The following is a 26604-nucleotide window of genomic DNA, read 5'->3' as shown; positions in this document are numbered from 1 at the left end:
TTGACGCGGTCGTTCCACAAGCGGAAACACGATGCAACCGCATGTCGCGGCCCTGGGGACATCCACACATGAAAAGCGTGAGCCGCATCGTCATCCTGAGCCTCGTCACGCTGGGCCTCGGCGCCTGCGCCACCCAGCAGCCGGACTACACCCCGCCGGCCGCCAAGCACCTCGACGCCAAGACGAGCCTCGAGAACCGTCGCTGAGACGCGGCGGGCCGCCCGGCCCGTCAGCCCTCCTCCTCGATCGCGACCTGGGCGATCTGCCGGGCCCCGCCATTGAGGCCCGCGGCTAGCGCGTGGCCGAGCGCGACCGCCCCGACGCAGAGCACGACCGAGGCGACAATGTTGACGAGCGCGCGCGCCATCGCGCCGCTGCGCATCAGGTCGAGCGTCTGGAGGCTGAAGGAGGAGAAGGTGGTGTAGCCGCCGCACAGCCCGATCATCACGAAGAGGCGCATCGTCTCCGGCATCGGGTAGCGGCCATGGGCCAGGGTCAGCGTGCCGAAGAAGCCGATGACGAAGGAGCCGGTGACGTTGATGATGATCGTGCCCCAGGGCAGGTCGCCGCTGATCGGCAGCGCCAGCAGCGAGATAAGGTAGCGCGCCAGCGTGCCGAGCGCACCACCGGCCATGATCACCAGACAGGTCGAGAAGGACATGCTCGCTTGCTCCAAATGGCGGGCGAGGCATGAAAAACCCGCCCTGGCGGCGGGTGTCGGGCACACTCCTACCGCTGTTTCGTCGCGGTAGGAGTCATCAGCCCTCACGGGCGGTTTCGGGGGAACTCCATCCCCATCGCTCCTGAAGATAGGATGCCGCGCGGCGAGGCGCAACCGGCAGAGCCGTGGCTTCAGCCCTCGGGCAGGCCGAGCATCAGGCGGATGTTCTGCACCGCCGCGCCCGACGCCCCCTTGCCGAGATTGTCGAGCCGGGCGACCAGCACCGCCTGGCCGAGATCGTCCTGGCCGAACACGGTGAGCTCCAGCTTGTTGGTGTCGTTCAGCGCCTCGGGCTCGATCTTGCCGCCCTTGCCGTCCTGCGAGAGCACGGAAACACAGGTCGAGCCGGCATAGCGCTCAGCTAGCGCATGGTGGAGATCGGCGATGCCCGGCCGCCCCGGCAGCGTGTCGAGATGCAGCGGCACGCAGACCAGCATGCCCTGCCGGAAATTGCCGACCGAGGGCACGAAGATCGGCCGCCGGGTCAGCCTCGCATAGGCCTGCAGCTCGGGCAGGTGCTTGTGGCGCAGGCCCAGCCCGTAAAGCTCGAAGGCGGGCGCGACGCCGCTCTCGAAATCCGCGATCATCGCCTTGCCGCCGCCCGAATAGCCGGAGACCGCGTTGACCGTGACCGGATGGTCCTGCGCCATCAGCCCGGCATCGACGAGCGGACGCAGGAGCGCGATGGCGCCGGTCGGATAGCAGCCGGGATTGGCGACGCGCGCGGCGCCTGCGATCTTGCCGGCATGGCCGGGCTCGAGCTCGGCGAAGCCGTAGACCCAGCCCGGCGCGACGCGATGGGCGGTCGCGGCATCGACGATCTTGGGCGCGCCGGCGCCGAGCATATCGGCGAGCGCGACCGATTCCTTCGCCGCCTCGTCCGGCAGGCAGAGCACGACGAGATCGACCTCAGCCATCAACGCTTTACGCGCGCCGGGGTCCTTGCGCTTGTCGGGATCGATGCTCCTGACCTCGATCTCGGGCACGGCGGCGAGCCTGTCGCGGATGCCGAGACCGGTGGTGCCGGCTTCGCCGTCGATGAAGATGGTTTTCAGGTTCTGGTTCATCGGGACCCCCGGTGGCTGGGCAGGCCGTTGCTTCAGGCATAAAAAAACCGCGCTTTCCGGCGCGGTCGCGGGCGTTCGGGCTTCAGCCGAGCGTCATCGCGGGCGCGCCGGAGCGGCCTGGATCAAGCGACGTCGGATGAAGCTCGTCATCATGGCTCGTATATGTTCGCGCGCGGGCGGGGTGTCAATCACGCCTTTGGACTCCTCAGCCGCCATCGTGGAAAGCCGAATCCCTGGAATCACTTCGCCGCCTGTCCTGACAGGCCGATTCAACGCCTTCGCAAACCGATTTAACCGGCCTTCCTCAGCGCCAGCGCCTGGATGTGGTGCTGCACGATGGTCGCGGCCGCTATCGCGGTGACGTCGGCATGGTCGTAGGGCGGGCAGACCTCGACCACGTCCATGCCGCGGATGTCGAGATCGCCGAGCGCCCGGAGGATGCGCAGCACCTCGATCGTGGTGAAGCCGCCCGAAACCGGCGTGCCGGTGCCGGGCGCGAAGGCGGGATCGAGCGCGTCGATGTCGAAGGTGAGGTAAGCTGCGCCCTCCCTGACCCGCTCGCGGATGCGCCGCGCCGTTCCCGCCACGCCGAGCTCATGGGCCGCATAAGCGTCGAGGACGGCGATGCCGCAGTCGCGCGGCGCGACGGTGCGGATGCCGATCTGGATCGAGCGCTCGACGTCGATCAGCCCCTCGCGCACCGCCTCCAGCACGAACGAGCCATGGCCGATGCCGCCGGGACCATCGTCCCAGGTGTCCTGATGCGCGTCGAACTGGATCAGCGCCAGCTTGCCGTGACGGGCGACATGGGCACGCAGCAGCGGCAGGGTGACGAAATGGTCGCCGCCGAGCGTGACGAGATGCGCGCCCGTGGCGAGAATGCCGGCAGCTTCAATCTCGATCGCTTTCGCTGAGCCCCGGAGATCACCGCGCGGCAGGGCGCAGTCGCCGTAATCCACCGCCTGGAGCCGGGCGAAGGGATCGAGGCCGGAGGGGTATTGCGGATCGCCGTCGAAGATCGCGCTGGCGCGGCGGATCGCCTGCGGGCCGAAGCGGGCGCCCGGCCGGTTGGTCACGGCAAGGTCGAAGGGCACGCCCCAGATCGCGAGGTCGCAGCCCGCGACATCCTTGCCATAGCGGCGGCGCATGAAGGAGAGCGCGCCGGCATAGGTCGGATCGGCGGCGCCGCCACGCCGGTCGCCGGTGAAGGCATGGTCGATCGGGGGCTTGCCGGTGATTTCGGTCATGGGCTTTCGGACAAGTCAGCGGCGCGCTGTGAACCAGACATAAAGGCACCAGGGCAGGATCAGGGCGAGCGCCGTCAGGACGAGGCGCAGCATCGTCCAGGCGTTCGGATTGTTCAGCGCCCGGCCGTCGAGCTCCGGCACGCCGTGGATCAGGCCGAGCGCCACCGCAGGCGCCAGGAAGACGACGAGCGCCCGGCCGATGCGGCTTGCGCGCGGCAGTTCCTCGCGCGCCAGCATCAGCAGGGCGGGGGCGGCGATCATGCCGAAGGCGATCAGGGTGAGCAGGACGCGCATCGGGCCTTGCTACAGCACAGGCCCGAGAGGCGGCAACCGCTACGAAAAAGGGCGGCCCTCGCGAGCCGCCCTTCCGCATACCGGATAATCCGGAAACGATCAGCGCTTCGAGAACTGGAAGCTGCGGCGGGCCTTGGCCTTGCCGAACTTCTTGCGCTCGACGACGCGCGAGTCGCGGGTCAGGAAACCTTCCTTCTTGAGCGGGCCGCGCAGTTCCGGCTCGTAATGGGTCAGCGCCTTGGAGATGCCGTGGCGCACCGCGCCGGCCTGGCCGGAGAGGCCGCCGCCCTTGACCGAGACGACGACGTCGTACTGGGTCATGCGGTCGACGAGCTGGAGCGGCTGCTGGAGAACCAGACGCAGCACCGGACGGGCGAAATAGACCTCCTGGTCGCGGCCGTTGACCGTGACCTTGCCGGCGCCGGGCTTGATCCAGACGCGGGCGATGGCGTTCTTGCGCTTGCCGGTGGCATAGGCGCGGCCCTGCGCATCGACCTTCCTGACGTGGACGGGAGCCTGCGGCTCGGCGGGCTTCGCCACCTGGCCGAGTTGCTCGAGAGACTGAAGAACCTCGGCCATGGTCAGACCCTCTTGTTCTTGCTGTTGAGCGCGGCGACGTCGAGCGTCTCCGGCGACTGGGCGGCGTGGGGATGCTCGGCGCCCTTGTAGACGCGCAAATTGCCGAGGATCTGGCGGAAGAGCGGGCCGCGCGGCAGCATGCGCTCGACGGCCTTCTCGACGACGCGCTCGGGGAAGCGGCCTTCCAGGATGAACTCGGCCGAACGCTCCTTGATGCCGCCCGGGAAGCCGGTGTGGTGGTAGTAGTTCTTCTGCTCGCGCTTGCGGCCGGTGAAGGAGACCTTCTCGGCGTTGATCACGATGACATTGTCGCCGCAGTCGACATGGGGGGTGTAGGCGGCCTTGTGCTTGCCGCGCAGACGCATCGCCACGACGGAGGCGAGGCGGCCGACGACGAGCCCGGAGGCGTCGATCACGACCCATTTCTTTTCGACATCGGCGGGCTTGAGCGAGACGGTGGTCTTCATCGCGGCACCCTTCGGTTCATGTAAAAAAGGACAAGCCGCCGGAGAGCCCCGGCGGCGGTGTGGCGTCGCAATAGGCGGCGCCGGGCACGCTGTCAAGCATCGCGATCGACCTGAGAAGACAGAAAATGTCGATTTTTCAAGCAGCTGATAAAAACGGTATCAGGATACCGTATCATTGCTTTCAACACGTCACCGTTCCGCCGGGATCGAATAGGTCCCGGTCGCGTGGCAGACCATCTCCGGCTCGCCTTGGGAGTAGAGGCCGACCTCACCGACCGCGAGCCGCTTGCCGAGCTTCAAGAGCTTCGCCTCGCCGATCAGCGCGGCCCTGCCCGGCTTGCGCAGGAAGTTGAAATTGAGGCTCGTCGTCACGGCGAGGCCGACCGGCCCGATCTGAGCCAGGATCGCCGCATAGAGCGAGAGATCGGCCAGCGCCATCATGGTCGGCCCCGAGATCGTGCCGCCGGGGCGCAGGTGCTTCTCGTGATAGTCGCAGCGCATCCGGGCCGTCATCGGCCCGACATCCTCGATGAAATAGCTGCGCCCGCCATGGTGGATCTGCGGAAAGGCCTCGTCGAGATAGGCTTCGATCGCGGCGGCGGTCATGCGGGTCGTCATGCGGGAAACCATGGGCTGAGGCGGGGCCTGTCCCCTTGCAGCATGGCCGGCAGGCCCCGACAATAGGCCGAAATGCGCAAGGGAAGCCCATGAACGCCCATCACCAGCCGCAACTCCCCCTGCTGCGCAGCGACGCCGGAGGCATCGCGACGCTGACGCTGAACCGCCCGCAGGCGCGCAACCCGCTCAGCGAAGCGATGCTGACGGCGCTCGGTGAGGCTTTCAGCGCCATCGCCGCCGACCGGGCGGTCAAGGCCGTGATCCTCGCGGCGGCCGGGCCGGTGTTCAGCGCCGGGCACGATCTCAAGGAGATGACCGCCCATCGCGCCGATCCCGACCGGGGCCGGGCCTATTTCGCCGATATTCTCGGGCGCTGCTCGGCCGTGATGCAGCAGATCACCGCCCTGCCCCAGCCGGTGATCGCGGCCGTCGAGGGCACCGCGACGGCCGCCGGCTGCCAGCTCGTCGCGAGCTGCGATCTCGCGGTCGCGGGCGAGGCAGCGCGCTTCTGCACGCCGGGCGTCCATATCGGGCTGTTCTGCTCGACGCCGATGGTGGCGCTCTCGCGCAACCTCTCAGCCAAGCACGCGCTGGAGATGCTGCTCACCGGCGAGATGGTGCCGGCGACCGAGGCGCTGCGGATCGGCCTCGTCAACCGCGTCGTGCCGGCCGGCGAGGCTCTTGCCGAGGCGCGGCGGCTTGCCGGCGTCATCGCCGCGAAAGCGCCGGCGACAGTCCGGCTCGGCAAGCGCGCCTTCTACGAACAGCGCGAGATGGGGCTGAAGGCGGCTTACGACCACGCCGCGGCGGTGATGGTCGAGAACATGCTGGCGCGCGACGCCGAGGAAGGCATCGGCGCCTTCATGGAAAAGCGCGCGCCGGTGTGGGAAGAGTAGAGACGCCATCGACACGCCTGCGCTGGGACTTCCACCTCATGAACCACGACGCCTATCCCGATAGCCTGATCCGCGAGATCCTGAAATCCGTGAAGCGGATCGCGCTCGTCGGCGCCTCCGCCAACGAGGCGCGGCCGAGCTGGATCGTGACGAAATACCTCCTCGACCGCGGCTACGACGTCATTCCGGTCAATCCCGGCCTCGCCGGCCAGACGCTCCTCGGCAAGACGGTCTATGGCTCGCTCGCCGAGATTCCGGGCCCGCTCGACATGGTCGAGATCTTCCGCAACTCGCAGGCCGCCGGCCCGATCACCGACGCGGCGCTCGCGCTCGATCCCCTGCCCAGAGTGATCTGGATGCAGCTTTCGGTGCGAAACGACGAAGCCGCGGCACGCGCCGAGGCGAAGGGCGTCACCGTCGTCATGAACCGCTGCCCGAAGATCGAATATGGCCGGCTCTCCGGCGAGATCGGCTGGCAGGGCATCAATTCGCGCATCCTCTCGGCCAAGAAGCCGGTGCTCGCCGGCAAGGGCTTCCAGAAGCTGACGATCAACCGGCCGGGCACATGAGGCCGCCGCCGGGGCCGAATTGACGCCTCCTCAACCGTTCGTTAAATCGAACGATCCGTTTTCGACACCAGATGACCAGGGAAGAGCCATGACCGACCGCGCACCGGGCTTCAACACACTCGCCATCCATGCCGGAGCGGCGCCCGATGCGGCGACGGGCGCGCGCGCCACGCCGATCTACCAGACGACGTCCTTCGTCTTCGACGACGTCGACCACGCCGCCTCGCTGTTCGGCCTGCAGGCCTTCGGCAACATCTACACCCGCCTCGGCAACCCGACCAACGCGGTGCTGGAGGAGCGGGTCGCGGCGCTGGAGGGCGGCACGGCTGCGCTGGCGGTGGCGTCGGGCCATGCGGCCGAGTTCCTGAGCTTCCACGCCCTGCTCCAGCCCGGCGACGAATTCGTCGCCTCGCGCAAGCTCTATGGCGGCTCGATCAACCAGTTCAACCATTCCTACAAGAACTTCGGCTGGAACGTGATCTGGGCCGATCCCGACGATCTCGACGGCTTCGCCAAGGCGGTCACGCCGAAGACCAAGGCGATCTTCGTCGAGTCCGTCGCCAATCCCGGCGGCGTCATCGTCGACATCGCCGCGATCAGCGCGATCGCGAAGAAGCACAACATCCCCTTCATCGTCGACAACACCATGGCGACGCCCTATCTGCTGCGCCCCTTCGAGCACGGCGCCGACATCGTGGTGCATTCGGCCACCAAGTTCCTCGGCGGCCACGGCAACTCGATCGGCGGGCTGATCGTCGACGGCGGCTCGTTCAACTGGGTCGGCGACGACCGCTACCCGATGCTCTCCAAGCCGCGGCCGGAATATAACGGCATGGTGCTGGGCGAGACCTTCGGCAATTTCGCCTTCGCCATCGCGACGCGGGTGCTCGGCCTGCGCGATCTCGGCCCGGCGCTCTCGCCCTTCAACGCCTTCATGCTGCTGACCGGCATCGAGACCCTGCCGCTGCGCATGCAGCGGCACTGCGACAACACCCAGAAGGTCGCCGAGCATCTGGCCAAGCACCCGGCGGTGGAATGGGTGAACTATCCGGGCCTGCCGGGCGATAAATACCATGCGCTCGCCAAGCGCTATACGCCCAAGGGCGCGGGCGCCGTCTTCACCTTCGGGCTCAAGGGCGGCTACGATGCCGGCGTCAAGCTGGTCTCGGACCTCAAGCTGTTCTCGCATCTCGCCAATATCGGCGATACGCGCTCGCTGGTGATCCACCCGGCCTCGACCACCCACCGCCAGCTCACCGACGCGCAGAAGGAGCAGGCCGGCGCCGGCCCGCAGGTGGTGCGCCTCTCGATCGGGCTCGAGGATGTCGAGGACCTGATCGCCGATCTCGATCAGGCGCTGGCATAGGCTTCTCGCCCCGTCATTCCGGGGCACGCCGCAGGCGTGAACCCGGAACCCACGACCGGGTGAGCCCTCTGAAAGGGCGACGATCGGAAAAGCCGCGGCCCAGTCGTGGGTTCCGGGTCCGCTGCTGCGCAGCGTCCCGGAATGACGAGGGGAAGCGCCCTATCCCCGCGCCGCCTGCTCGGTGCGGGTGAGGTGGACCACGCCCATCGCCAGTACGGCAAAGCCCAGCGCCTGATGGGCGAGCCCGGCCCAGAGCGGCACGACGAGGAGCAGCGTCGCGATGCCGAGCGCCGATTGCGCCAGCACGAGCCCGGCGATGGCGGTCGCGCGCTTCGCGCTGCCCGAGCCCGGCGCGGCGCGGCGAAGCTTGAGCGCGCTCCAGAGCGCGAGCGCGAGCAGGAGATAGGCGCCGAGCCGGTGGTTGAACTGCACCAGAGCGACATTGTCGACGAAGTTCTCCCAGAACGGCGCCTGCGCGAACAGGAGCGAGCCGGGCGGCACCAGCACGCCGTCCATCAGCGGCCAGGTGTTGAAGGTGAAGCCCGCCCGCGAGCCGGCGACGAGCCCGCCGAGCGCGACCTGCACGAACAGCATGAGCAGGATGAACCACGCGCCCGCCCTGCCCCGCGCCGGCTCGGCGCGGCGCGGCGGCGTCAGCACCGTGGCGAAGGCGACGACGGAGGCGAAGAACAGGCCGGCGAAGGTCAGGTGCAGCGTGAGCTTCACCGGCGCGACCGCGACCATGCCGGGTTCCAGGCCCGACGCCACCATGATCCAGCCGATCGCGCCCTGCAGGCCGAGCAGGAGCCCCATGCCGAACAGGATCAGCGTCCGGCCGGCCGGCAGCAGGCGCCGCAGCGCCACGACGAGGAAGCCGGCGAGATAGATCAGCCCGATGAAGCGGCCGAGCTGGCGATGGCCCCATTCCCACCAGTAGATGAACTGGAACTCGCCGAGGCTCATGCCCTCGTTTAGGAGCCGGTATTGCGGGCTTTCGCGGTATTTGCCGAACTCCTCGGCCCAGGCCTGGCCCGAAAGCGGCGGCAGCGCCCCGGTGATCGGCTTCCATTCGGTGATCGAGAGGCCGGAGCCGGTGAGCCTCGTCGCGCCGCCCACCACCACCATCAGGAAGACGAGGCCCGCCACCGTCCAGAGCCAGCGGCGGATGCCGGCATGGCCTGTCGCGGCGGTCTGATCGAGGGCGAGGGTCATAGGGCGCGCGGGCTTTCGGTTTCAGGACGGTTCTTTGCCCGCATGCTTCACAAGCGCGGGCGCCGGTGACATAGACCCGTGGCTCCGGCGCGACAACGCCCGCATTGCCGCAGCCGCCGAGCCCGCCTGGAGAGCCCGATGAGACAACGCACCCGCAAGCTGGTCGGGACCGTGGTGATCCTGGTCTTCGTCTGCGTCTACGCGCTCGTCGCCATGGCGCTCGCGCAGGGGCGGATCACCGAGGCGCCGAAGCTCGTGCAGACAGCCGCCTATATCGTGCTCGGCCTCGCCTGGGTGTTGCCGCTGCTGCCGCTGATCAAGTGGATGGAGCGCAAGGACGAGGGGTGAGCCTTCCCGCGTTCTCAGTCGGAGATGGTCAAAACGCTCTGTCATTCCGGGGCTTCGCAAAGCGAAGAGCCCGGAATGACGATCGTCTAACCAGAACCGCTGCCGCCCTATTCGACATCCAGCCTGCGCCCCCGGTTGCGCAGCCAGAACGGCAACCCCGAGAGCAGCGCCCGCAGCGCCGCCTCGTTCTGGTGCAGGCCGTTGAGCGAGACGCGCGGCAGGGCATGCAGATGGGCGGCGTGCTCGGGAAAGAGATGACCCGGCCGGGTCGTGACCGCGCTGTCGAAGCCGGCTTCAGCCGCCAGCGCGAAATCGCGCGGGCCGGCGGAACCGGAATCGCCGACCGGATAGGCGAAATGGCGGATCGGCAGGCTGAGCTGCGCTTCGAGCCGCGCCTTGCTGTCCGCGATCTCGCGGCGCGCCGTCTGCGCATCATGCTTGCCCAGCATCGGATGCGTCAGGGTGTGGGCGCCGATGGTAATCCCCGGCGCGCCGGACAAGGCCCTGAGCGTCTCCCAGGGCAGGCATTCGCGCTCGACGAGGGCGACAGGGTCGATGCCGGCCGCAGTCGCCAACTCGGAAATCGCAGACAGCAGAATCGCTTCCGGGCCGCGGCGCAGACGCCGGTAGAGCCCGGCGAAGGCGCGGCCCTTCTCGGCGTCGGTTCCGGTCGGGGCGGTGAAGCGGCCGTCCGGCAAGGTCAGGTCGAGGCGCGGCAGGGCCCGGATCGCCTCCTCCAGCTCCAGCCACCAGAGCCGCGCGGTGCGGTCGGCGAAGCCCGGCGTCACGAACAGCGTCCAGGGCACCCCGTGCCTCGCCAGGACCGGCCAGGCCTCCTCGACCGTATCGCGATAGCCGTCGTCGAAGGTGAGCGCGACGAAGAAGCGGCCGGGCTCGGGGTTCTGCAAACGCGCCAGCGCCTCGTCGAGGGTGATGATGTCGTAGCCCTCGTCCCGGATCAGCCGCAGCGCGCGGTCGAGGAAATCCGGCGTGACCTCGAGCAGGGCGTTGGGGTTAAAGCCGCGCGGGGCGGCGGAGCGGACATGGTGCAGCGTCAGGATCGCGCCTCGCCCCTGCGCGAAGCCGCGGCTCCAGCGGTCGGCGCCCGTCGCCGCCATCACCTGGAATGCGGCCGCGATAGCCCTGTGACGCCCGTCCATCCTCAATCGACCACTCGCTCGCAACCGCCCGCTAACGCTATCGCGCGATCGCGCGGCCGGGCCGGGCGATTGTGGCCGATCCGTTCACAATGACGGGTTAAGGACGCCTATCCGATCTGCTCGCACGGGCGAAGGAGCCATGTCCACCATCGCCACCCCGACACCGGCCGCCTCCTATACGCCAGCAGCCCTCGACAGCCGCCCGCGCCCCTGGGCCTCGATCGTAGTCGAGACCGATATCGCCGCGCTCGCCGAGGAATGGCGCGCCTTCGAGGCCACCGCGCTGGCGAGCCCCTATCAGGGCCATGGCTGGGTCAGCGCCTTCGTCGAAACCATCGGCGCCGCCCAAGGCATGGCGTTCCGCCATGTCCTGCTGCGCGATGCCGCCGGCGCCCTGCTGGCGCTGCTGCCGCTGACCATCACCAGGCGCGGCGGCTTCCGCTTCGCCGAGTTCATCGGCGGCAAGCACGCCAACTACCATATGGGGCTCTATGCCCCGGCCTTCGCCGCCGCGCTCGACGGAAGGCTGGCCGAGCGGATGCTGAGGGAGGTCGGCGCCGCCATCGGCGGGCTCGACGCGCTGGTCTTCGTCAACCAGCCGGTGACGTGGCGTGGCATCGCCAATCCGGCGGCCCGGCTCGCCGCCGGTCCCAGCCCCAGCCGCGCCTACAAGCTTTCCCTGATCGCCGGCGACGGCGAGGCGACGCTCAAGCGCTCGATGAGCAGCCATGCGCGCAAGAAGCTCAAGAACAAGGCCAGCCGCTTCAGGGATTTCGGGCCCTCGACGCTGGTGCGGGCGACGACGCCGGGCGAGATCACGCGCATCGTCGATGCGTTCATCGCCCAGAAGGCCGAGCGCTTCCGGGCGATGGGCGTGCCCGATCCCTTCGCCGGGCCGGCGATGCGCGCCTTCCTGGAACGCGGGGCGATCGAGCTCTATGCGCTCGAGCTCGCGGGCACTTATGTCGCCACCTATGTCGGCACCAGCCTCAACGGGCGTTTCTCGGGGATGGCGACCTCGTTCGACATGGGCAGCGAAACCGTGAAGAGCAGCCCGGGCGAGCTCCTGCTCGCCGAGCTGATCCGCCTGAAGGCCGGCGAGGGCATGGCGGCCTTCGATCTCGGCGTCGGCGAGGCGCGCTACAAGACCACCTTCTGCGACGATCACGACGATCTGGTCGACAGCTTCCTGCCGCTGACCGTCAAGGGCCGGCTCTTCGCCGCGATCGCCCGGACGAAACGCGAGCTGAAGCGGCGGATCAAGCGCTCGCCGGCGGCGCTGAGGCTCGCCCAGCGGGCCTCGGGCCTTCTCCGGCGCGGGCCGCCGGAGGAGGACTGAAGCCTGTCGATCGTCAAACCCCGGCTGGCATTTCCGGGTGCTGGATCGGCGCCATCGGCACGCCCTCCTCGGGGTCGAGGACGAGGGTGACCGGCGCTTCGGTCAGTTCGCTCAGGCGATAGGCGGTCTCCAGCGCATGGCCGTTGCCGACCTGCCCGCTCATCACGAGCCCCGCCTGCGCCCGGCGGGCGAGCGGGGCGAGCACCGCGGCCTCGTCGCTGGAAGCGGCGGCGACCAGCACCCAGTCATAGGTCTCGCAGAGCGCGTCGAGCGCGACGTCGACGAGATCGGACGCCGCCAGCACGGCGGCGCGGCCGGCGCGGCCGGCGCCGATGCGATGCAGCCGCGAGCCCGGCTCCCGCATGATGATGTCGGAGAACAGCGCCTCACCGGCCAAAAGCTCCGAGAAGCCGGCTTCGCCGGTCTCGTGGTCGCGGGACAGATCGACGAGCACGCAGCGGCAGCGCTGCGCGAGCAGCTCGGCGAGGTCGCGGGGCCTTGCCGCCCCCTCGCCCGCGCCGTCGAGGACGAGCGCCAGCGGCGCCATGCCGCGGGCCGGCTCGCGGGTGCGTTCGGCGATCTCGGCCAGCGTCAGCTCGGGCCGGTCGAGGTCGAGCCGGCTCTGGCCGAGCCGGCCGGCATGGGTCAGGAGGCCGGCGACGCGCTCATGGCGCGGCGTGCCGGGAACGGGGCCGCCGGGCCCCGCCTCGTCCTCGGACGCGCCGGCGGAGACCCAGCGCGGACCACCCCGGGCACCCTGCTGCCGGCCCTGGCCGTCGAGCAGCTCGCGCGTCACGATCGTCGCCAGCGCGATCAGGAAGGTGGCGAGCGTCGAGACCAGCACGACCGGCACCTTCTTCGGGAAGGAGGGCTCGGTCGGCTCGATCGCGCGCGAGATGATGCGCGCATCGGCGGGCGTCGCGTTCATGGTGTCGCGCGCGACGGCCTCGCGGTAGCGCTGCATGTACTGCTCGAGCTGGTCGCGCAGCGCGCGCGCCTCGCGCTCCAGCGCGCGCAATTGCACCTCGCTGTCATTGGCGCTGGAGACGTTCTTCTTCTGCCCGTCGAGCGCGGCCTGGAAGCTCTCGACGCGCTGGCCGGCGATCTTGGCCTCGTTCTCGAGCGTGCGCACGGCGCGCTCCGCGGCGGCGCGCAATTGCCCCTCGAGGTCGCCGAGCTGGGCGTTGAGCTCCTTGATCCGGGGATGCTCGGGCAGGAGGCTGCGCGATTCCGCCGCGATCTGGGCGCGCAGGTTGACGCGCTGCTCGATCAGGCGGCGGATCAGGTCGTTGTTGGCGACGTCGGGGATCTCGAAGGTGCGCCCCTGCTTGATCGCATCGCGGATCAGCCCGGCCTTGGCCTGCGCCTCGGCCTGCTGGCTACGCGCGTTGGAAAGCTGGGTCGAGAGGTCGGTGAGCTGCTGGGAGGTGATGGTGGTGTTGTTGGGGCCGGAGAAGAGCCCGTTCTGCGAGCGGAAATCCTCGACCTTGGCCTCGGCGTCGGCCACCCGCTTGCGCAGCGGCTCGATCGTGGTCGAGAGCCAGTTCGAGGCGCTGCGGGCGTTCTCCTGCTTCGCCGCCTCCTGGAATTCGAGATAGGTCTCGGCGATGATGTTGGCGCCCTTGGCCGCGAGCGCCGGGTCCTGCGAGGTGAACTCGATCGAGACGATGCGCGAGCGGGCGACGGGATAGACCAGGAGCCGGTCGAAATATTTCTCGAGCACGCGCTCCTCGGGCGAGCGGTCGGCCGGATGGGCGCCGAGCCCGACCATGACCGCGAGCTTGCGCAGCGCACCGAGCGCGCCGACGCCGGAATCGAACTCGGCATTGCCGACGAGGCCGATGCGCTTGATCGCCTCGCGCGCCAGATCGCGCGACATGATGACCTGGACCTGGCTCTGCACGGCCTCGGAATCGAACTGGCCGGCGCTGTCGGGCAGGGACTGGCCGGGCAAGGCGTAAAAGCCGCCGCGGTTTTCCAGGAGCAGCCGCGCCTCGCCGGTATAGCGCGGCGTCACCACGTTCACCGCGGCGAAGGACAGGCCGAGCGCGATGAGCGTCGGCACGACGATCCAGAACTTGCGGCGCTTGATCGCCGCCCAGAGGGCGGAGAGATCGAGCATGTCGCCGCGGCCTTCGCCGGCGCCGCGCGCATCAAACCCAGCTTGAGCGGTCATGGACCCACCTTCGACGCAAAACCCCTGCCCCCCGGAAGGGGCGCGGGCGCCATTGAACACTCGGTAAGGTTATTGGGGAGTAAATGCCGGGCGGCGGCCCCGCGGATTGCCGTCGCCTTGCCTGCCGGCGCCCCGCCCCGACGGCCCGCGGGAAGCCTTTGTTAACCATATCGCCCCTAAAGATCGGTCGAGTTATGCACGGGTAGCCAGTGATGAGTCGACGCCTCGCCTCCCTCGCCTTGGCCGCCGCCATGACGGCGGGTGCCTGCGCGCCCCGCTTTCCGGCGTCGGACTATGCGCTCGCCGAACCGGCCGGGCCCTACAGGCTCGCCAGCGGCGACCGGCTGCGCATCATCGTCTTCGGGCAGGACAATCTCTCCAACATCTATGCGGTCGACGGCTCGGGCCGCATCGCCATGCCGCTGATCAACACGGTCGAGGCGCAGGGGCGCACGACCCAGCAGCTCGCCCAGGCGATCGAGGCCAAGCTGCGCGGCGGCTATCTGCGCGAGCCCAAGGTCTCGGTCGAGGTCGATACCTACCGGCCCTTCTTCGTGCTCGGCGAGGTCACCAATTCCGGCCAGTTCCCCTATGTGCACGGCATGACGGTGCAGACGGCGGTCGCCATCGCCGGCGGCTTCACCCCGCGCGGCCAGCGCTCATCGGCCGAGGTGACGCGCCAGATCGAGGGCCAGACCGTGACCGCGACCGTGCCGATCACCTATGCGGTCCAGCCCGGCGACACCATCGTCATCAAAGAGCGCTGGTTCTGAACCGGCACCGCCTTTAGATGACGGACAGCCCCGCCGCCCGCCCCTTGCGCATCCTGCATGTCTTCCGCGCCCCGCTCGGCGGGCTGTTCCGGCATGTCCTCGACGTGGCGCGCGGCCAGGTCGAGCGCGGGCACGACGTCGGCGTCTTCTGCGATTCCAGCACCGGGGGGCCGCGGGCCGACGCCGTCTTCAGCGAGCTCGCCGGCCGGCTGACGCTCGGCGTGACGCGGGTGCCGATGTCGCGCTATCCGAGCCTGACCGACCTCAAGGCGCAATTGTCCGCGATCGCGCTCAGGCGGCGGCTTGCGCCGGACGTGGTGCACTGCCACGGCTCGAAAGGCGGGGTCTATGGCCGCATCCCCGCCCTGTTCTCACCCGGCCGGGCTTATGTCACCGCCTATACCCCGCATGGCGGCAGCTTCAACTACAAGCCCGGCGGGCTGGAGCATAAGATCTACATGAGCGTCGAGCGGCTGCTCGAAGGCGCGACCGACATGTTCCTGTTCGAGAGCCGCTTCATCGCCGGCCGTTTCGAGGCCTATATCGGGCATCAGCCGCGCACCGCCCATCGCGTGGTGCTGAACGGCGTCAGCGATGCGGAGTTCGCGCCGATCGACCACGGGGCGGCGGAATTCGACCTGCTCTATCTGGGGGAGCTGCGCTCGGCCAAGGGCGTCGACACGCTGATCGAGGCGCTCTCGCTGATGCGGCGGGAGGGCTTGAGCCCCCGCATCCTGATCGTCGGCTCGGGTCCGGACGAAGACGAGCTCAGGCAGATGACGCGCGAGCGCGGGGTCGCCGACCAGTGCGTCTTCGAGCCGCCGGCGCCGATCCGCATGGCGCTTTCCCGCGCGCGCGCCATGGTGATCCCCTCGCGCGCCGAATCCCTGCCCTATGTCATCCTGGAGGCGGCGGCGGCGGCGCAGCCGCTGATCTCGACCAATGTCGGCGGCATCGCCGAGATCTACGGCCCGAACCACCGCCAGCGGCTGATCCCGGCCGACGACCCGGTCGTGCTCGCAGGCGCGATCCGGGAGATGCTGGCGATGCCGGAGGCCGGGCGGCTCGCCCAGGCGGCCGACCTCGCCTTGCATGTCCGGCAGAATTTCCGCCTCGACGACATGATCGACGGCGTCGTCGCCGGCTATCGCGACGCGCTGAAGGCGCGCGGCGTCCCCTGCTGAACGAACGGCCGACGCGAAACAGCGAGCGGTCCGGTTAAGTCTTCCGTGAGCAATTTCCGATAGAGCCGAACCGGGATCGCCCTGCCGTAGCGGAGCGCTCCGGGTTGAGGGTATCAGGCTCATGGGGACTTTCGACGTCCGCGATATGATGAAGACGGACGCGGCCGCCACGGCGGCGCCGGCCGTGTTCGGGGGGGCCGATCCGGCCGGAACGCGGCGCTTCCACCCGCTCGCCGAGCGCATCGCGGCGATCCCCGTCAAGCCGACGCTGTCCCCGGTGATGATCGAGGGCGTGGCCCGGCTCATCGACCTCGCCGCCGTGCTCGGCACTGGCGGGCTGATCTACTGGCTCTACGCGGCCGGCAAGGTCGAGCCCTTTCCCTATCAGGTGATGGTCGCGGCGCTGGCGCTGGGATCGCTCGCGCTCTTCCAGACGCTGCAGCTCTATCCGATCGGCGCGCTGCGCAACCTCGTCGGCAGCGCGGTCAGGCTGGTCACCGGCTGGACCATGCTGTTCCTGGTCGCGCTCGCGGCCTTCTTCTTCCTGAAGATCGGCGACCAGGTCTCGCGCATCTGGCTGATCGGCTTCTACCTCGCCGGCACGGGCGCGCTGCTGACCGGGCGCGTCGCCATGGCGGCGGGCGTGCGCCACCTCACCCGCACCGGCCGGCTGGAGCGGCGCACCGCGATCGTCGGCGGCGCCGAGGCGGGCGAGGCGCTGATCCGGGCGCTCGAAAGCCAGAAGAACACGGGGCTTCGCATCTGCGGCGTGTTCGACGACCGCAACGACGAGCGCTCGCCCGATCTCGTCGCCGGCTATCCCAAGCTCGGCACAATCGACGACCTCGTCGAGTTCGCGCGCCGCACCAAGCTCGACCTCGTGATCTTCACCATGCCGATCTCGGCCGAGGCGCGGCTGCTTACCATGCTGCGCAAGCTCTGGGTGCTGCCGATCGACATCCGCCTCTCGGCGCATATGTCGAAGCTGCGCCTGAGGCCACGCTCCTATTCCTATTTCGGCGCCGTGCCGGTGCTCGACGTCTTCGACCGGCCGATCGCGGATTGGGACATCGTGGTCAAATGGGCGTTCGACAAGGTCGCCGGCACGCTCGCCCTGATCGCGCTCTCGCCGGTGATGCTGGCGACCGCGGTCGCGATCAAGCTCGATTCGCCCGGGCCGGTGTTCTTCCGCCAGAAACGCTACGGCTTCAACAACGAGACCGTCGACATCTTCAAGTTCCGCTCGCTGCGCAACGACATGGCGGACCACAATGCCGCCAAGCAGGTCACCAAGGACGATCCGCGCGTGACGCGCGTCGGCCGCTTCATCCGCAAGACCTCGATCGACGAATTGCCGCAGCTCCTCAACGTCGTCTTCAAGGGCAACCTCTCGCTGGTCGGCCCGCGGCCGCACGCGATCCACGCCAAGGCGTCGGACCGCGCCTACGAGCAGGTGGTGGACGGCTATTTCGCCCGCCACAAGGTCAAGCCCGGCATCACCGGCTGGGCCCAGATCAACGGCTGGCGCGGCGAGACCGATACCGAGGACAAGATCCAGCGGCGCGTCGAGCACGACCTCTACTACATCGAGAACTGGTCGGTGCTGTTCGACCTCTACATCCTGCTGAAGACGCCGTTCTCGCTGCTCACCAAGAACGAGAACGCCTATTGAGCGCGCTCGCCGAGACCCCGCGGCAGGAGGCGCCGGCGCCGCGCCTGGCGGTCTCCTACGCCGCGATCAAGCGCGGCACGCTGTGGCTGCTCGGCGCCTCGAGCGGGCTTGCCCTGATCGAGCCCTCGCCCTACGAGATCGTCTTCCTCGTGGTGCTGTTCGTCTTCACGCTGACCGGCATCCGCTTCTCGCAGAAGCTTCTGCCGCTCGCGCTCCTGCTGCTCGGCTACAATATCGGCGGCATCGTCTCGCTCATTCCCTGGATGGACGACAGCGCCGCCGTGCGCTTCACGGCGGTCTCGGTCTACCTGATGATCACGGCGGTGTTCATCGCCGGCATCATGTCGCAGGATGCGGCCGGACGGCTGGAGACGCTGCGCCAGGGCTACCTGTTCGCCGCCTGGGTCGCGGGCGTCGCGGCCATCCTCGGCTATTTCGACATCGGCGGGCTTGGCGAGATCTTCACGCTCTACGGGCGTGCCGCCGGCACCTTCAAGGACCCCAACGTGCTCGGCCCCTATCTCGCCTTGCCGATCGTCTATGTGCTGCAACGCGTCCTGACCGGGCAGATCGGAATCCTGCGTGGCCTTGCGACGCTGAGCATCCCGCTTGCGGCGCTGTTCTTCACCTTCTCGCGCGGCGCCTGGGGCGTGTTCGTCGCCTCGACGGCGCTGATGATCGCGCTGACCTTCCTGATGGCGCCGAGCTCGGCCGCACGCGCGCGGATCGTCGCGATGTCGGCCGCGGCGCTCGTCGCCGTGATCGCGGCGCTTCTCGTCGCGCTGTCCTTCGAGGATGTCCGCGCCGTCTTCGAGATCCGCGCCAGCCTGGAGCAGGACTATGACCAGGGCGTCACCGGCCGCTTCGGCAACCAGCTGCGCGCCATTCCGATGCTGCTGGAGGCGCCGAACGGCTTCGGGCCGCTGCGTTTCCGCTGGCATTTCAACCAGGCCGACCCGCACAACGTCTATATCAACGCCTTCGCCTCCTATGGCTGGCTCGGCGGGCTTTCCTGGATCGCCCTGATGGCCGCGACCATCTATGTCGGCTGGCGGCTGGTCTTCCGGCGGGGGCCGGCCCAGCTCGACGCCATCGCGATCTGGTCGGTGCTCTTCGTCACCATCCTGCAGGGCTTGCAGATCGACAGCGACCACTGGCGCCATCTCTACCTGATGATGGGCCTCGTCTGGGGGCTCGCGGCGCTGGCGCCGCAGGAGGAGGACGCGGGCGTGCCGGAACCACCTCTGTCATTCCGGGGCGCGCCGAAGGCATGAACCCGGAATGACAACGGGGCGGCAGGTGTCAACGATGCCTAGAGCATCGGATGCGAAAAGTGGAATCCACTTTTCGGAAAATCCGATGACCTAACAATGAGATAGATCATCGTTACCGCGTCCGATAGGACGCGCGATGATCTAGCCCCTGCCCTTGCGCACGACGACATAGGCATAGGTCGTGACCAGGCTCCAGCCGATCCGGGCGGCGAGCGCGTTGAAGGCGTGGTCGGCCTGCTTCAGCCCCGGCATGCGGTCGAAATAGCCGTGGCCCCAGAAGCGCTGGACGTGGATCTCGGCGAAGCCGGCCCGCTTCAGCATCGGCCCGAGCAGGGCCGGATCGCCGCGGCACCAGTCGTAGAGCGCGGGGAACTTCGGATCGCCGCCGCCGTCGCGGCGCGCCGGGAACAGGGCGTGGACGATGGCGCGCGAGAACTTTTCGGGCAGGACATGGTTCAGCGCGAAGACCGGCGCCCACAGCGTCGGAAAGAACGCCAGCGCCACGCCGCCGGGCGCCAGCAGCTCATGGACGTTGGCCCAGGCCCGCTCGACGCCGTCGACATGCTCGAAGACCATGCGCGACACCATCATGTCGTAGCCGCCGCGCGCGACATCGGGCTCCGACAGATCGCCGGCGATGTCGAAGCACGCGGTCTCGAGCCCGCCCCCGGTCAAGGCGAGCTCGCGCGCGTCGATGTCGTTGACGATGAGATCGATGCCGTTGCGGGTGGCCTCGCCCTGCGTGAAGAGCGGATCGCGGCCGCCGCCGATCTCGCAGACGCGGCGCAGGCCGAACTGATGCGCCAGCCCCAGGATCGTCGCCTCGTAGTGATCCCAGGCCCATTGCGAATGCCAGCCGGGCTCGATCGCCTCGAAGAAGCCCGCAAGAGAGCCGGCCGCCGGCCCCTTCGCCGGACGCTCGAGATCGGCACCCGCGGTCGCAAGGCTCGCCATGGACATGATCGCCTCCGCCATACGGGCCTGCCCAGGCCCTGGCGGCGACACTGAGCGCATGGCGGCGGCGGCGCAACGACTAGCTCGAGCGATGGTAAATTGGCGGCACCGCGGCCGATCCGCGACGGGAACGGGCAGCGCATCGCATTTTCAGGATTGGAATGGTCGGAGCGAGAGGATTTGAACCTCCGACCCCTTGTCCCCCAGACAAGTGCGCTAACCGGGCTGCGCTACGCTCCGACGGCTCGGCTTATAGTGGCGCGACGGCGCAGATGCAATCCGCTTCGATGCGATCGCGCGCATGATCGTGCCGGCAAGCCTCGCACGAAGCGGACACCTCCCAAATGGGGGGGTGCGCCGCCCCACGCGATGCGGGAATGATGACGGCTCAGTGCCGGGTCGTCATGTCATGAAACATACGCATCAGATGTCGCTCATCGCGCGCCGCGCCCAGATTCGCCGCGCGGCCGCCCAGCGGAAGGAGCTCGTTTCCGCCGAGCGCCTCCTGCTGCGCCTGGTGGCTTCGGCCGGCGACGAGGCCGGACAGCCCTCGCGGCATGATCGCCGCGAGGCGGCGCCGGCCGCCGATCCGCCGGTGACGCGCCAGCGCCCGTTCAGCCAATAGTCATCTGCGATACCCCTTCATGCCGGCGCGGCACGGCGATCGCCGTCGCGGCGATGACGGCATGGGCGGTATCACGTTGAGACAAGACTGGTTCCATTGCGAGGATTGCGGCTCGCCGGGCGTCTCGATCCCGCAGGCGCTCGGGGATGCGAGCGTCGTCTCCTGCGCCCATTGCGGCCTCGTGCTCGGTTCCTGGGCCGAATATCGCCGCCGGGTCGACCAGGCGCTGATGGCCGAGCAGGCCGGCAGGACCCGCCGCCTCGTCGTCGCCGACCCGGTCGGCGCCATGCCGGCGCAGGCATAGGGCGCGTCCCGCGTTTTTGTTGCAGCATCGGATCGTTCCGGAAAGCGGACTCCACATTCCGGCCCGATGCCCTAAGCTGCCGCGATGGAGATCCTCGTCCCCCTGCTCATCGGCCTCAGCCTGATCTGGCTGATCGGCCGCGGCGTGCCCTGGAACGCGAAGCTGACGACCATCGCGGTCACGCTGGCGATCATCGTCGATCGTGCTGCTGGAGCGCGGGGGCTACTGGCCGCAATCCTGGCGCCGGAGCTGAATCCGGCGCTCAGGGCGAGACCAGCTTGAGCCCGACGATGCCGGCGACGATCAGGCCGATGCAGGCGAGCCGCAACGCGCCCGCCGGCTCGCCCAAGAGGGCGATGCCGAGGATCGCCGTCCCGATCGTGCCGATGCCGGTCCAGATCGCATAGGCGGTGCCGACCGGCAGCGCCTTCAGGGCAAGCCCGAGCAGGCCGAGGCTGACGACCATGCTGGCGAGGGTGAAAAGCGTCGGGACGAGACGGGTGAAGCCATGCGTGTATTTCAGGCCGATGGCCCAGCCGACCTCGAACAAACCCGCAATGAACAGATAGAACCAGGCCATGCCGGCACTCCGCGACGATGGGCGCGGTCGTCCGCGCGACTTGAGGAAGGATGTCCGGGGTCGTCCCCGGCCCCGAAGGCGGATCGCCTCCTTGTTTCAGCACCGGACCGGGCGCAGCCGCAAGCCTCGATCAGACCGCGTCGGACGCCGGCTGCAGGGCCTGCTCGAGGATGCGCCGGCACTCGCCGAGCTCCTTCAGCACCGCCGTCAGGACGGAGACGTCGTCGAGCCCTTCGGGGACGGGCGGCCGGCCATGCGCCTGCCGCTCGGCGCCGGCCTCGGGGGGGGCGCCCGGCCCGATCGCCGCGTCGCGGGGCCCGGCCGCCGGAGCCGCGCCGATCGGCGCGCCCCGGCCGATCGCCTGGACATGGCGCGGCCCCTGCTCCTTCAGGATGCGCTGGAGGCCCTTGATCGTATAGCCTTCGCCGTAGAGCAGGCGCCTGATGCCCTTGAGCAGGGCAACATCGTCGGGGCGGTAGTAGCGGCGCCCGCCGCCGCGCTTCAGCGGCTTGATCTGGTTGAAGCGGGTTTCCCAGAAACGCAGCACATGCTGGGGGATGTCGAGGTCTTCGGCGACCTCGCTGATGGTTCGGAAGGCATCTGGGCTCTTGGTGTCCAATTCGGCCTCGGTATCGCCGGCGTGGAACTCCAGATTCACTCAGTCTCACCCTCGCCACTCTGCCCGTTGATGCGGGCCTTCATCACATTCGAGGGCTTGAACACCATCACGCGACGCGGTTCGATCGGCACCTCGACTCCCGTCTTCGGATTACGCCCGATTCGCTCGCCTTTGTCTCGCACGACGAAAGAGCCGAACGAGGACAGCTTCACATTCTCGCCGCGCGCGACCGCATCGCAGATCTCGTCGAGCACCGCCTCGACGAGCTTCGACGACTCCGTCCGCGACAGCCCGATCTTCTGGTAGACAGCCTCGCACAGATCCGCGCGAGTGACCGTTTGCCCCGCCATTCATAGCCTCCAAGGCGTATTGTGGGCGGCGGCGGAAACCGCCGGCCCTTCGCCATTACGGACGGCGGACGCTAGGCGCCCCCGCCGCAGGGGTCAATCCTTCAGGGCGGATTCGATCCGAATTGACGATCGACCACGGTCATTTCGACGTCAAGAAACCGCCGCCTCACCAGCGGATCAGGGCCGAGCCCCAGGTGAAGCCGCCGCCCATCGCCTCGATCAGGACGAGCTGGCCGCGCTTGATGCGCCCGTCGGCATGGGCTTCCGCCAGCGCCAGCGGAATCGAGGCGGCCGAGGTGTTGCCGTGGCGCTCGACCGTGACCACGACATGGCCGCGGTCGATGCCGAGCTTGTCGGCGGTGGCGTCGATGATGCGGCGGTTGGCCTGGTGCGGCACGAACCAGTCGATGTCGGCGCCGGTCAGCCCCGTCTCCTCGAAGGTGTGGCGCACCGTGTCGGCCAGATTGGTGACGGCGTGGCGGAAGACCTCCTTGCCCTCCATGCGCAGATGGCCGACCGTCCTGGTCGAGCCGGCGCCGCCATCGACATAGAGCTTGTCCCGGTAGCGCCCGTCCGAGCGGATATGGGTGGCGAGCACGCCGCGATCGGCGAGCGTCCCCTCCCCCGGCACGGCCTTCAGCACCACGGCGCCGGCCCCGTCGCCGAACAGCACGCAGGTCGTGCGGTCCTCCCAGTCGAGGATGCGCGAGAAGGTCTCGGCGCCGATCACCAGGGCCACGCGGGCGCTGCCGGTGGCGAGGAACTTGTCGGCCGTCGCCAGGGCGAAGACGAAGCCGGAGCAGACCGCCTGCATGTCGAAGGCGGCGCCGCCGGTGATGCCGAGCGCCGCCTGGATCTGCGTCGCGGTCGCGGGAAAGGTGTAGTCCGGCGTCGCGGTCGCGACGATGATCAGGTCGATCTCGGCGGGATCGATGCCGGCGTCCGCGATCGCCGCCTCAGCCGCCTTGAGGCCGACCGCCGAGGTCGGCTCGTCATCGGCCGCGACATGGCGCTGGCGGATGCCGGTGCGCTGGACGATCCACTCGTCGCTGGTGTCGATGCGGGCGGCGAGCTCGGCATTGGTGACGATTCGGGCGGGCAGGTAGGAGCCGCAGCCGACGACTTGAGAGCGCAGGATGGACAAGAAGATCGTTCCCTATTCGGCCTCGGCGGGCGCGGCCGCCGTGAGTTCCGGGCGCGTGCTCGCGGCGACCATCTCGCGGACCTTCGCCATCAGGTCCTCGCGCGCCATCTCATAGCCGAGTTCGACGGCGCTGGCGAAGCCGATCGCATCCGTGCCGCCATGGCTCTTGATGACGATGCCTTCGAGCCCGAGGAAGACGCCGCCGTTCGACTTGCGCGGATCGAGCTTCTCCTTCAGCGCCGCGAAGGCGCCGCGGGCGAAGACATAGCCGATCCGCGCCATCAGCGAGCGGCCCATCGCCGCACGCAGGAAATCCGCGATCTGGCGGGCGGTTCCCTCGGCGGTCTTGAGCGCGATGTTGCCGGTGAAGCCCTCGGTCACCACGACGTCGACCGTGCCCTTGCCGAGGTCGTCGCCCTCGACGAAGCCGTGATAGGCCAGATGCGGCAGGTCGCTCTCGCGCAGGATGCGGCCGGCTTCCTTCACCGCCTCGACGCCCTTGATCTCCTCGACGCCGACATTGAGCAGGCCGACCGTCGGCCGGTCGAGATCGAGCACGACGCGGGCCATCGCCGCGCCCATCACCGCGAGGTCGACGAGGTGGCGGGCGTCCGCCCCGATGGTGGCGCCGACATCGAGCACGATGCTCTCGCCGCGCGCCGTCGGCCACAGGCAGGCGATCGCCGGCCGGTCGACCTGCGCCATCGACTTCAGGCAGAATTTCGACATCGCCATCAACGCGCCGGTGTTGCCGGCCGAGACGGTGACGTCCGCCTCGCCGGTCTTGGTCGCGTCGATCGCCCGCCACATCGACGATTTGTAGCGGCCGTAGCGCAGCGCCTGGCTCGGCTTGTCGTCCATCTTCACCGAGACCTCGGTGTGGTGGAAGGTCGTCACCGTCCTGAGCTTGGGATGCTGGTCGATCAGCGGCACGACCTGCGCCTCGTCGCCGAAGATCACGAAGCGCGCATCCGGGCGGCGTTCCAGCATCAGGGCTGCGCCGGGGATGACGATGGCGGGGCCGTGATCCCCGCCCATCGCATCGAGCGCGATTGTAACCGGTCTTGTCATGGAATTCTGGCGTGTCCCGGATATGGCCGACCTTCGATCCGGGGCGGCTCAGTGCCGGCCGGACAATAGCGGTTTGGGCCGGCGCCGCAAGCCGCCGGAACGGCGTAAAATGCCTCAGTCACCGCGTTTCAGCTTCGCAAGGGCGGCGAAGGGCGATTCCGCCCCGGCCTCGCCCGCCGCGGATTGAAACTGCGCGCCGGGCTTGCGCGGGTAAGGGTCGAGCGCCAGCGCCAGGAATTCGAGCGTTATCGCGCCCAGATCGATCACGCCGCCGGTGATCGGCTCGGGCGGATCGTCCTCGTTCAGCAGGACCTCGATATCGATCGGGGCATCGTCGCGCTCGCTGCGGCGCGCCAAGGCATCCTCGCCGGGCGCGAAATCGAGCTTGACCGGCACGTCGAGCCGCACCGGGAAGGGATCGAGCGTCACAACGCAAGCCTGATGCAGCCCGACCACGATGCGGCCCTCGAGCGCCACGCGCTCGCCGTTGCGGGAGAGAGTATAGCGCGCCTCCAGCGATTCGACGCGGACGACGCCGAGCAGCTTCGCGACGGCGGGCAATTGCCCCTCCTCCGCCCGGATCACGATTTCGGTGCCGCGCGGGCGGATCGTCTCGACGCGGATCGGATGCTGAAGCGGCGAAGCACGATCAGGCGCCATGGGCGGCCTCCGCAGGCGTGAACGCCGGGAACAGATTCTCCCGGCGCAGGAGAGCATCGAGATCGGCGGCGGCGAGTGCCTCCTGCCCGGCCCGGACGAAGGCCGCGAGCGCCGGCGCGGCTTGCGGCGCGCAGGCGTTGCGTCCGAGCGCCTCGGCGAGCGCGTCGAGGCCGGGCGCGGCGAGCGCGGCTTCATAGGCCTGGACGCGGCCATAGAACATCTGGCCGATCTTCTTCATCTTCTTCGGCACGGCGATGTCGCTGACGCCGCCATTGCGGAAACCGAGCTCGAGATAGGCGAAGGCGGCATCGACCAGTTCCTGCGCCAGCTCATCCGCCGGCGGCGGCAGCTCGCGCAGGCGGCGCAGCACCATGAGCAGGTGCAGGGTCAGCGATTCGAAGCGGCCCTCGAAGCTGTCGGGAATCCCGCCCTCGATGTAGAGCACGGACCGGCGCGACGCCTCGGCGACCCGCGCGAACAGCGTGTCCACAGGGAAGCGCCGGCGGGCGCGCTTGCCGAACAACCCGAAAATCACCCGTTTGCTCCCGACCGCGACGGCTGGGGGCGTCCTCGCCTTGCCAAAGCCATCCTCGGGCGTTACGCCAACCCTCACCCTTTTGACAAGCGGCTTGGGATCGTCCCGGCCGTGCCCGCCTTCGGATCGTGCCCGCATGACCCATATCAGCCGCCGCACGGCTCTGCTCGGAGCCCTCGCGACCACCTCTCTCGCGCTCGCCGGCTGCGGCCCCGACGCCGGCGGCTTCGTGCTGCCGACCTCGGCTGGCCTCAACGAGGAGTTCAAGCGCGGCTTCGTGATGGACGAGGCGCTGGTCGCGCAGATCAAGGTCGGCATGGACGTTCAGGCGGTGCTGCAGATCCTCGGCACCCCCTCGACGACCTCCACCGTCGGCAACCGCACCTTCTACTACATCAGCCAGACGATGCGCCGCCGGTTCCAGTTCCAGGAGCCGCAGATCATCGACCAGCAGGTGCTGGTGATCTATTTCAACAAGGGCTTCAAGGTCGAGCGCATCGCCCATTACGGCCTGCAGGACGGCGTGATCTTCGACTTCATCAGCCGCACCACCCCCACCGGCGGCGAGGAGCAGAGCTTCCTGCGCAACCTGTTCAAGGGCGTCACCAAGTTCAGCCCGTTCGGCCCCTGAGCCGCCACGCCTTGCCGGACGCGACGAACCCCGCGGGACACCGCGGGGTTTTTTCTTGGCCGGACGCTCGCAGATCGATTCAACGGCCTGCGGAGGTGATTCAACCCGGAGCGGCAAGCCTTTGTTTTGGCGGGGTTTTCCGTGGCTGTTTTTATGGAAGCGGCCCGGA

32 protein-coding genes, 1 tRNA gene and 1 riboswitch are annotated in these 26604 nt (G+C 68.8%); of the genes, 14 read left to right on the top strand and 19 right to left on the bottom strand.

Annotated features, from left to right (window positions below; all coding sequences use genetic code 11):
• Positions 1–68: 68 nt before the first annotated feature.
• Positions 69–206 carry a hypothetical protein gene (locus M9917_RS17945; protein ID WP_297255969.1) on the top strand — a complete coding sequence of 46 codons (138 nt, stop codon included), beginning with the start codon at positions 69–71 and terminating at the stop codon, positions 204–206.
• A gap of 23 nt (positions 207–229) precedes the next feature.
• On the opposite strand, the gene crcB is transcribed toward M9917_RS17945, so the two are convergent.
• The 7 genes from crcB to M9917_RS17910 form a co-directional block, all read right to left on the bottom strand.
• Positions 230–661: a fluoride efflux transporter CrcB gene (gene crcB / locus M9917_RS17940; protein ID WP_297255967.1), complete on the bottom strand. Its 432-nt coding sequence runs from the start codon at positions 659–661 to the stop codon at positions 230–232.
• A gap of 81 nt (positions 662–742) precedes the next feature.
• Positions 743–805: riboswitch (Fluoride riboswitch) on the bottom strand.
• 47 nt (positions 806–852) lie between these two features.
• Positions 853–1788, bottom strand: a complete 936-nt coding sequence (gene argC, locus M9917_RS17935) for an N-acetyl-gamma-glutamyl-phosphate reductase (protein ID WP_297255964.1) — start codon at positions 1786–1788, stop codon at positions 853–855.
• Between the two features lie 290 nt (positions 1789–2078).
• Positions 2079–3035 (bottom strand): agmatinase, encoded by a 957-nt coding sequence (gene speB, locus M9917_RS17930; RefSeq protein ID WP_297255962.1) that lies wholly within the window; start codon positions 3033–3035, stop codon positions 2079–2081.
• Positions 3036–3050: 15 nt separating this feature from the next.
• Positions 3051–3329: a hypothetical protein gene (locus M9917_RS17925; RefSeq protein WP_297255961.1), complete on the bottom strand. Its 279-nt coding sequence runs from the start codon at positions 3327–3329 to the stop codon at positions 3051–3053.
• Positions 3330–3428: 99 nt separating this feature from the next.
• Positions 3429–3908, bottom strand: coding sequence for a 30S ribosomal protein S9 (gene rpsI / locus M9917_RS17920; protein ID WP_297255959.1), 480 nt, complete (start codon positions 3906–3908; stop codon positions 3429–3431).
• 2 nt (positions 3909–3910) lie between these two features.
• Positions 3911–4375 carry a 50S ribosomal protein L13 gene (gene rplM / locus M9917_RS17915; RefSeq protein ID WP_297255957.1) on the bottom strand — a complete coding sequence of 155 codons (465 nt, stop codon included), beginning with the start codon at positions 4373–4375 and terminating at the stop codon, positions 3911–3913.
• A 189-nt stretch (positions 4376–4564) separates the two neighbouring features.
• On the bottom strand, positions 4565–4993 hold the full coding sequence (locus M9917_RS17910; protein ID WP_297255956.1) for a PaaI family thioesterase: 429 nt from the start codon (positions 4991–4993) through the stop codon (positions 4565–4567).
• An 89-nt stretch (positions 4994–5082) separates the two neighbouring features.
• Here M9917_RS17910 and M9917_RS17905 point away from each other — a divergent pair, with 89 nt between their 5' ends.
• From M9917_RS17905 to M9917_RS17895, 3 genes are all read left to right on the top strand, one after another.
• On the top strand, positions 5083–5889 hold the full coding sequence (locus tag M9917_RS17905) for an enoyl-CoA hydratase (protein WP_297255954.1): 807 nt from the start codon (positions 5083–5085) through the stop codon (positions 5887–5889).
• A 38-nt stretch (positions 5890–5927) separates the two neighbouring features.
• Entirely contained in the window at positions 5928–6458 is a 531-nt protein-coding gene (locus tag M9917_RS17900; protein WP_297255953.1) for a CoA-binding protein, read from the top strand.
• 88 nt (positions 6459–6546) lie between these two features.
• Positions 6547–7824: an O-acetylhomoserine aminocarboxypropyltransferase gene (locus M9917_RS17895; protein WP_297255951.1), complete on the top strand. Its 1278-nt coding sequence runs from the start codon at positions 6547–6549 to the stop codon at positions 7822–7824.
• 159 nt (positions 7825–7983) lie between these two features.
• Here M9917_RS17895 and M9917_RS17890 read toward each other — a convergent pair whose 3' ends face one another.
• A complete protein-coding gene (locus M9917_RS17890) occupies positions 7984–9036 on the bottom strand; it encodes a COX15/CtaA family protein (protein WP_297255949.1) in 1053 nt (350 codons plus the stop codon).
• 138 nt (positions 9037–9174) lie between these two features.
• Between M9917_RS17890 and M9917_RS17885 the strand changes: the two genes are divergently transcribed.
• Positions 9175–9384, top strand: coding sequence for a DUF2842 domain-containing protein (locus tag M9917_RS17885; protein WP_297255947.1), 210 nt, complete (start codon positions 9175–9177; stop codon positions 9382–9384).
• 107 nt (positions 9385–9491) lie between these two features.
• On the opposite strand, the gene M9917_RS17880 is transcribed toward M9917_RS17885, so the two are convergent.
• Positions 9492–10544, bottom strand: coding sequence for a polysaccharide deacetylase family protein (locus tag M9917_RS17880; protein WP_297255945.1), 1053 nt, complete (start codon positions 10542–10544; stop codon positions 9492–9494).
• Between the two features lie 139 nt (positions 10545–10683).
• Between M9917_RS17880 and M9917_RS17875 the strand changes: the two genes are divergently transcribed.
• Positions 10684–11883 carry a GNAT family N-acetyltransferase gene (locus M9917_RS17875; protein ID WP_297255943.1) on the top strand — a complete coding sequence of 400 codons (1200 nt, stop codon included), beginning with the start codon at positions 10684–10686 and terminating at the stop codon, positions 11881–11883.
• A 13-nt stretch (positions 11884–11896) separates the two neighbouring features.
• Here the strand turns inward: M9917_RS17875 and M9917_RS17870 are convergent, their stop codons facing one another.
• The gene (locus M9917_RS17870) at positions 11897–14059 is read right to left on the bottom strand and encodes a GumC family protein (protein WP_297255941.1); all 2163 of its coding nucleotides are present in this window, start codon (positions 14057–14059) and stop codon (positions 11897–11899) included.
• A gap of 212 nt (positions 14060–14271) precedes the next feature.
• On the opposite strand from M9917_RS17870, the gene M9917_RS17865 reads away from it, so the two are divergent.
• The 4 genes from M9917_RS17865 (at position 14272) to M9917_RS17850 (ending at position 18962) form a co-directional block, all read left to right on the top strand.
• The gene (locus M9917_RS17865; protein ID WP_297255938.1) at positions 14272–14832 is read left to right on the top strand and encodes a polysaccharide biosynthesis/export family protein; all 561 of its coding nucleotides are present in this window, start codon (positions 14272–14274) and stop codon (positions 14830–14832) included.
• Positions 14833–14849: 17 nt separating this feature from the next.
• Positions 14850–16016 (top strand): glycosyltransferase family 4 protein, encoded by a 1167-nt coding sequence (locus tag M9917_RS17860; protein WP_297255937.1) that lies wholly within the window; start codon positions 14850–14852, stop codon positions 16014–16016.
• 121 nt (positions 16017–16137) lie between these two features.
• A complete protein-coding gene (locus M9917_RS17855) occupies positions 16138–17688 on the top strand; it encodes an undecaprenyl-phosphate glucose phosphotransferase (protein WP_297255935.1) in 1551 nt (516 codons plus the stop codon).
• The gene (locus M9917_RS17850; protein ID WP_297255933.1) at positions 17685–18962 is read left to right on the top strand and encodes an O-antigen ligase family protein; all 1278 of its coding nucleotides are present in this window, start codon (positions 17685–17687) and stop codon (positions 18960–18962) included. The genes M9917_RS17855 and M9917_RS17850 overlap by 4 nt, the downstream gene beginning before the upstream one ends.
• 141 nt (positions 18963–19103) lie before the next feature.
• Here M9917_RS17850 and M9917_RS17845 read toward each other — a convergent pair whose 3' ends face one another.
• Together M9917_RS17845 and M9917_RS17840 are read right to left on the bottom strand one after the other, a co-directional pair.
• Positions 19104–19922 (bottom strand): methyltransferase domain-containing protein, encoded by an 819-nt coding sequence (locus M9917_RS17845; protein WP_297255932.1) that lies wholly within the window; start codon positions 19920–19922, stop codon positions 19104–19106.
• A gap of 156 nt (positions 19923–20078) precedes the next feature.
• Positions 20079–20156: transfer RNA gene (locus tag M9917_RS17840), tRNA-Pro, on the bottom strand.
• Positions 20157–20325: 169 nt separating this feature from the next.
• On the opposite strand from M9917_RS17840, the gene M9917_RS17835 reads away from it, so the two are divergent.
• The 3 genes from M9917_RS17835 (at position 20326) to M9917_RS17825 (ending at position 21127) form a co-directional block, all read left to right on the top strand.
• Positions 20326–20541, top strand: a complete 216-nt coding sequence (locus tag M9917_RS17835) for a hypothetical protein (protein ID WP_297255930.1) — start codon at positions 20326–20328, stop codon at positions 20539–20541.
• 61 nt (positions 20542–20602) lie between these two features.
• Positions 20603–20845 carry a hypothetical protein gene (locus M9917_RS17830; protein WP_297255928.1) on the top strand — a complete coding sequence of 81 codons (243 nt, stop codon included), beginning with the start codon at positions 20603–20605 and terminating at the stop codon, positions 20843–20845.
• An 84-nt stretch (positions 20846–20929) separates the two neighbouring features.
• Positions 20930–21127, top strand: a complete 198-nt coding sequence (locus M9917_RS17825) for a hypothetical protein (protein ID WP_297255926.1) — start codon at positions 20930–20932, stop codon at positions 21125–21127.
• On the opposite strand, the gene sugE is transcribed toward M9917_RS17825, so the two are convergent.
• From sugE to M9917_RS17790, 7 genes are all read right to left on the bottom strand, one after another.
• Positions 21108–21425 (bottom strand): quaternary ammonium compound efflux SMR transporter SugE, encoded by a 318-nt coding sequence (sugE, locus tag M9917_RS17820; protein ID WP_297255925.1) that lies wholly within the window; start codon positions 21423–21425, stop codon positions 21108–21110. The two genes, M9917_RS17825 and sugE, sit on opposite strands and share 20 nt — an antisense overlap.
• 130 nt (positions 21426–21555) lie before the next feature.
• Entirely contained in the window at positions 21556–22083 is a 528-nt protein-coding gene (locus tag M9917_RS17815; protein WP_465246387.1) for a MerR family transcriptional regulator, read from the bottom strand.
• Complete coding sequence (locus M9917_RS17810; protein WP_055726295.1) at positions 22080–22394, bottom strand: integration host factor subunit alpha; 315 nt, start codon at positions 22392–22394, stop codon at positions 22080–22082. The genes M9917_RS17815 and M9917_RS17810 overlap by 4 nt, the downstream gene beginning before the upstream one ends.
• Positions 22395–22560: 166 nt before the next feature.
• The gene (locus M9917_RS17805; protein WP_297255920.1) at positions 22561–23538 is read right to left on the bottom strand and encodes a beta-ketoacyl-ACP synthase III; all 978 of its coding nucleotides are present in this window, start codon (positions 23536–23538) and stop codon (positions 22561–22563) included.
• 12 nt (positions 23539–23550) lie between these two features.
• Entirely contained in the window at positions 23551–24609 is a 1059-nt protein-coding gene (gene plsX, locus M9917_RS17800) for a phosphate acyltransferase PlsX (RefSeq protein WP_297255919.1), read from the bottom strand.
• 114 nt (positions 24610–24723) lie between these two features.
• A complete protein-coding gene (locus M9917_RS17795; protein ID WP_297255918.1) occupies positions 24724–25269 on the bottom strand; it encodes a YceD family protein in 546 nt (181 codons plus the stop codon).
• Positions 25259–25804 carry a ubiquinol-cytochrome C chaperone family protein gene (locus tag M9917_RS17790; RefSeq protein WP_297255917.1) on the bottom strand — a complete coding sequence of 182 codons (546 nt, stop codon included), beginning with the start codon at positions 25802–25804 and terminating at the stop codon, positions 25259–25261. The genes M9917_RS17795 and M9917_RS17790 overlap by 11 nt, the downstream gene beginning before the upstream one ends.
• 136 nt (positions 25805–25940) lie before the next feature.
• Here M9917_RS17790 and M9917_RS17785 point away from each other — a divergent pair, with 136 nt between their 5' ends.
• Positions 25941–26435, top strand: coding sequence for an outer membrane protein assembly factor BamE (locus M9917_RS17785; RefSeq protein ID WP_297255915.1), 495 nt, complete (start codon positions 25941–25943; stop codon positions 26433–26435).
• Positions 26436–26604: the final 169 nt, after the last annotated feature.

Origin of the sequence: Bosea sp. (in: a-proteobacteria) (assembly GCF_023953965.1) — a bacterium.
In the GTDB taxonomy this organism is placed as follows: domain Bacteria; phylum Pseudomonadota; class Alphaproteobacteria; order Rhizobiales; family Beijerinckiaceae; genus Allobosea.
This window is presented reverse-complemented; position numbering and strand designations above follow the sequence as displayed.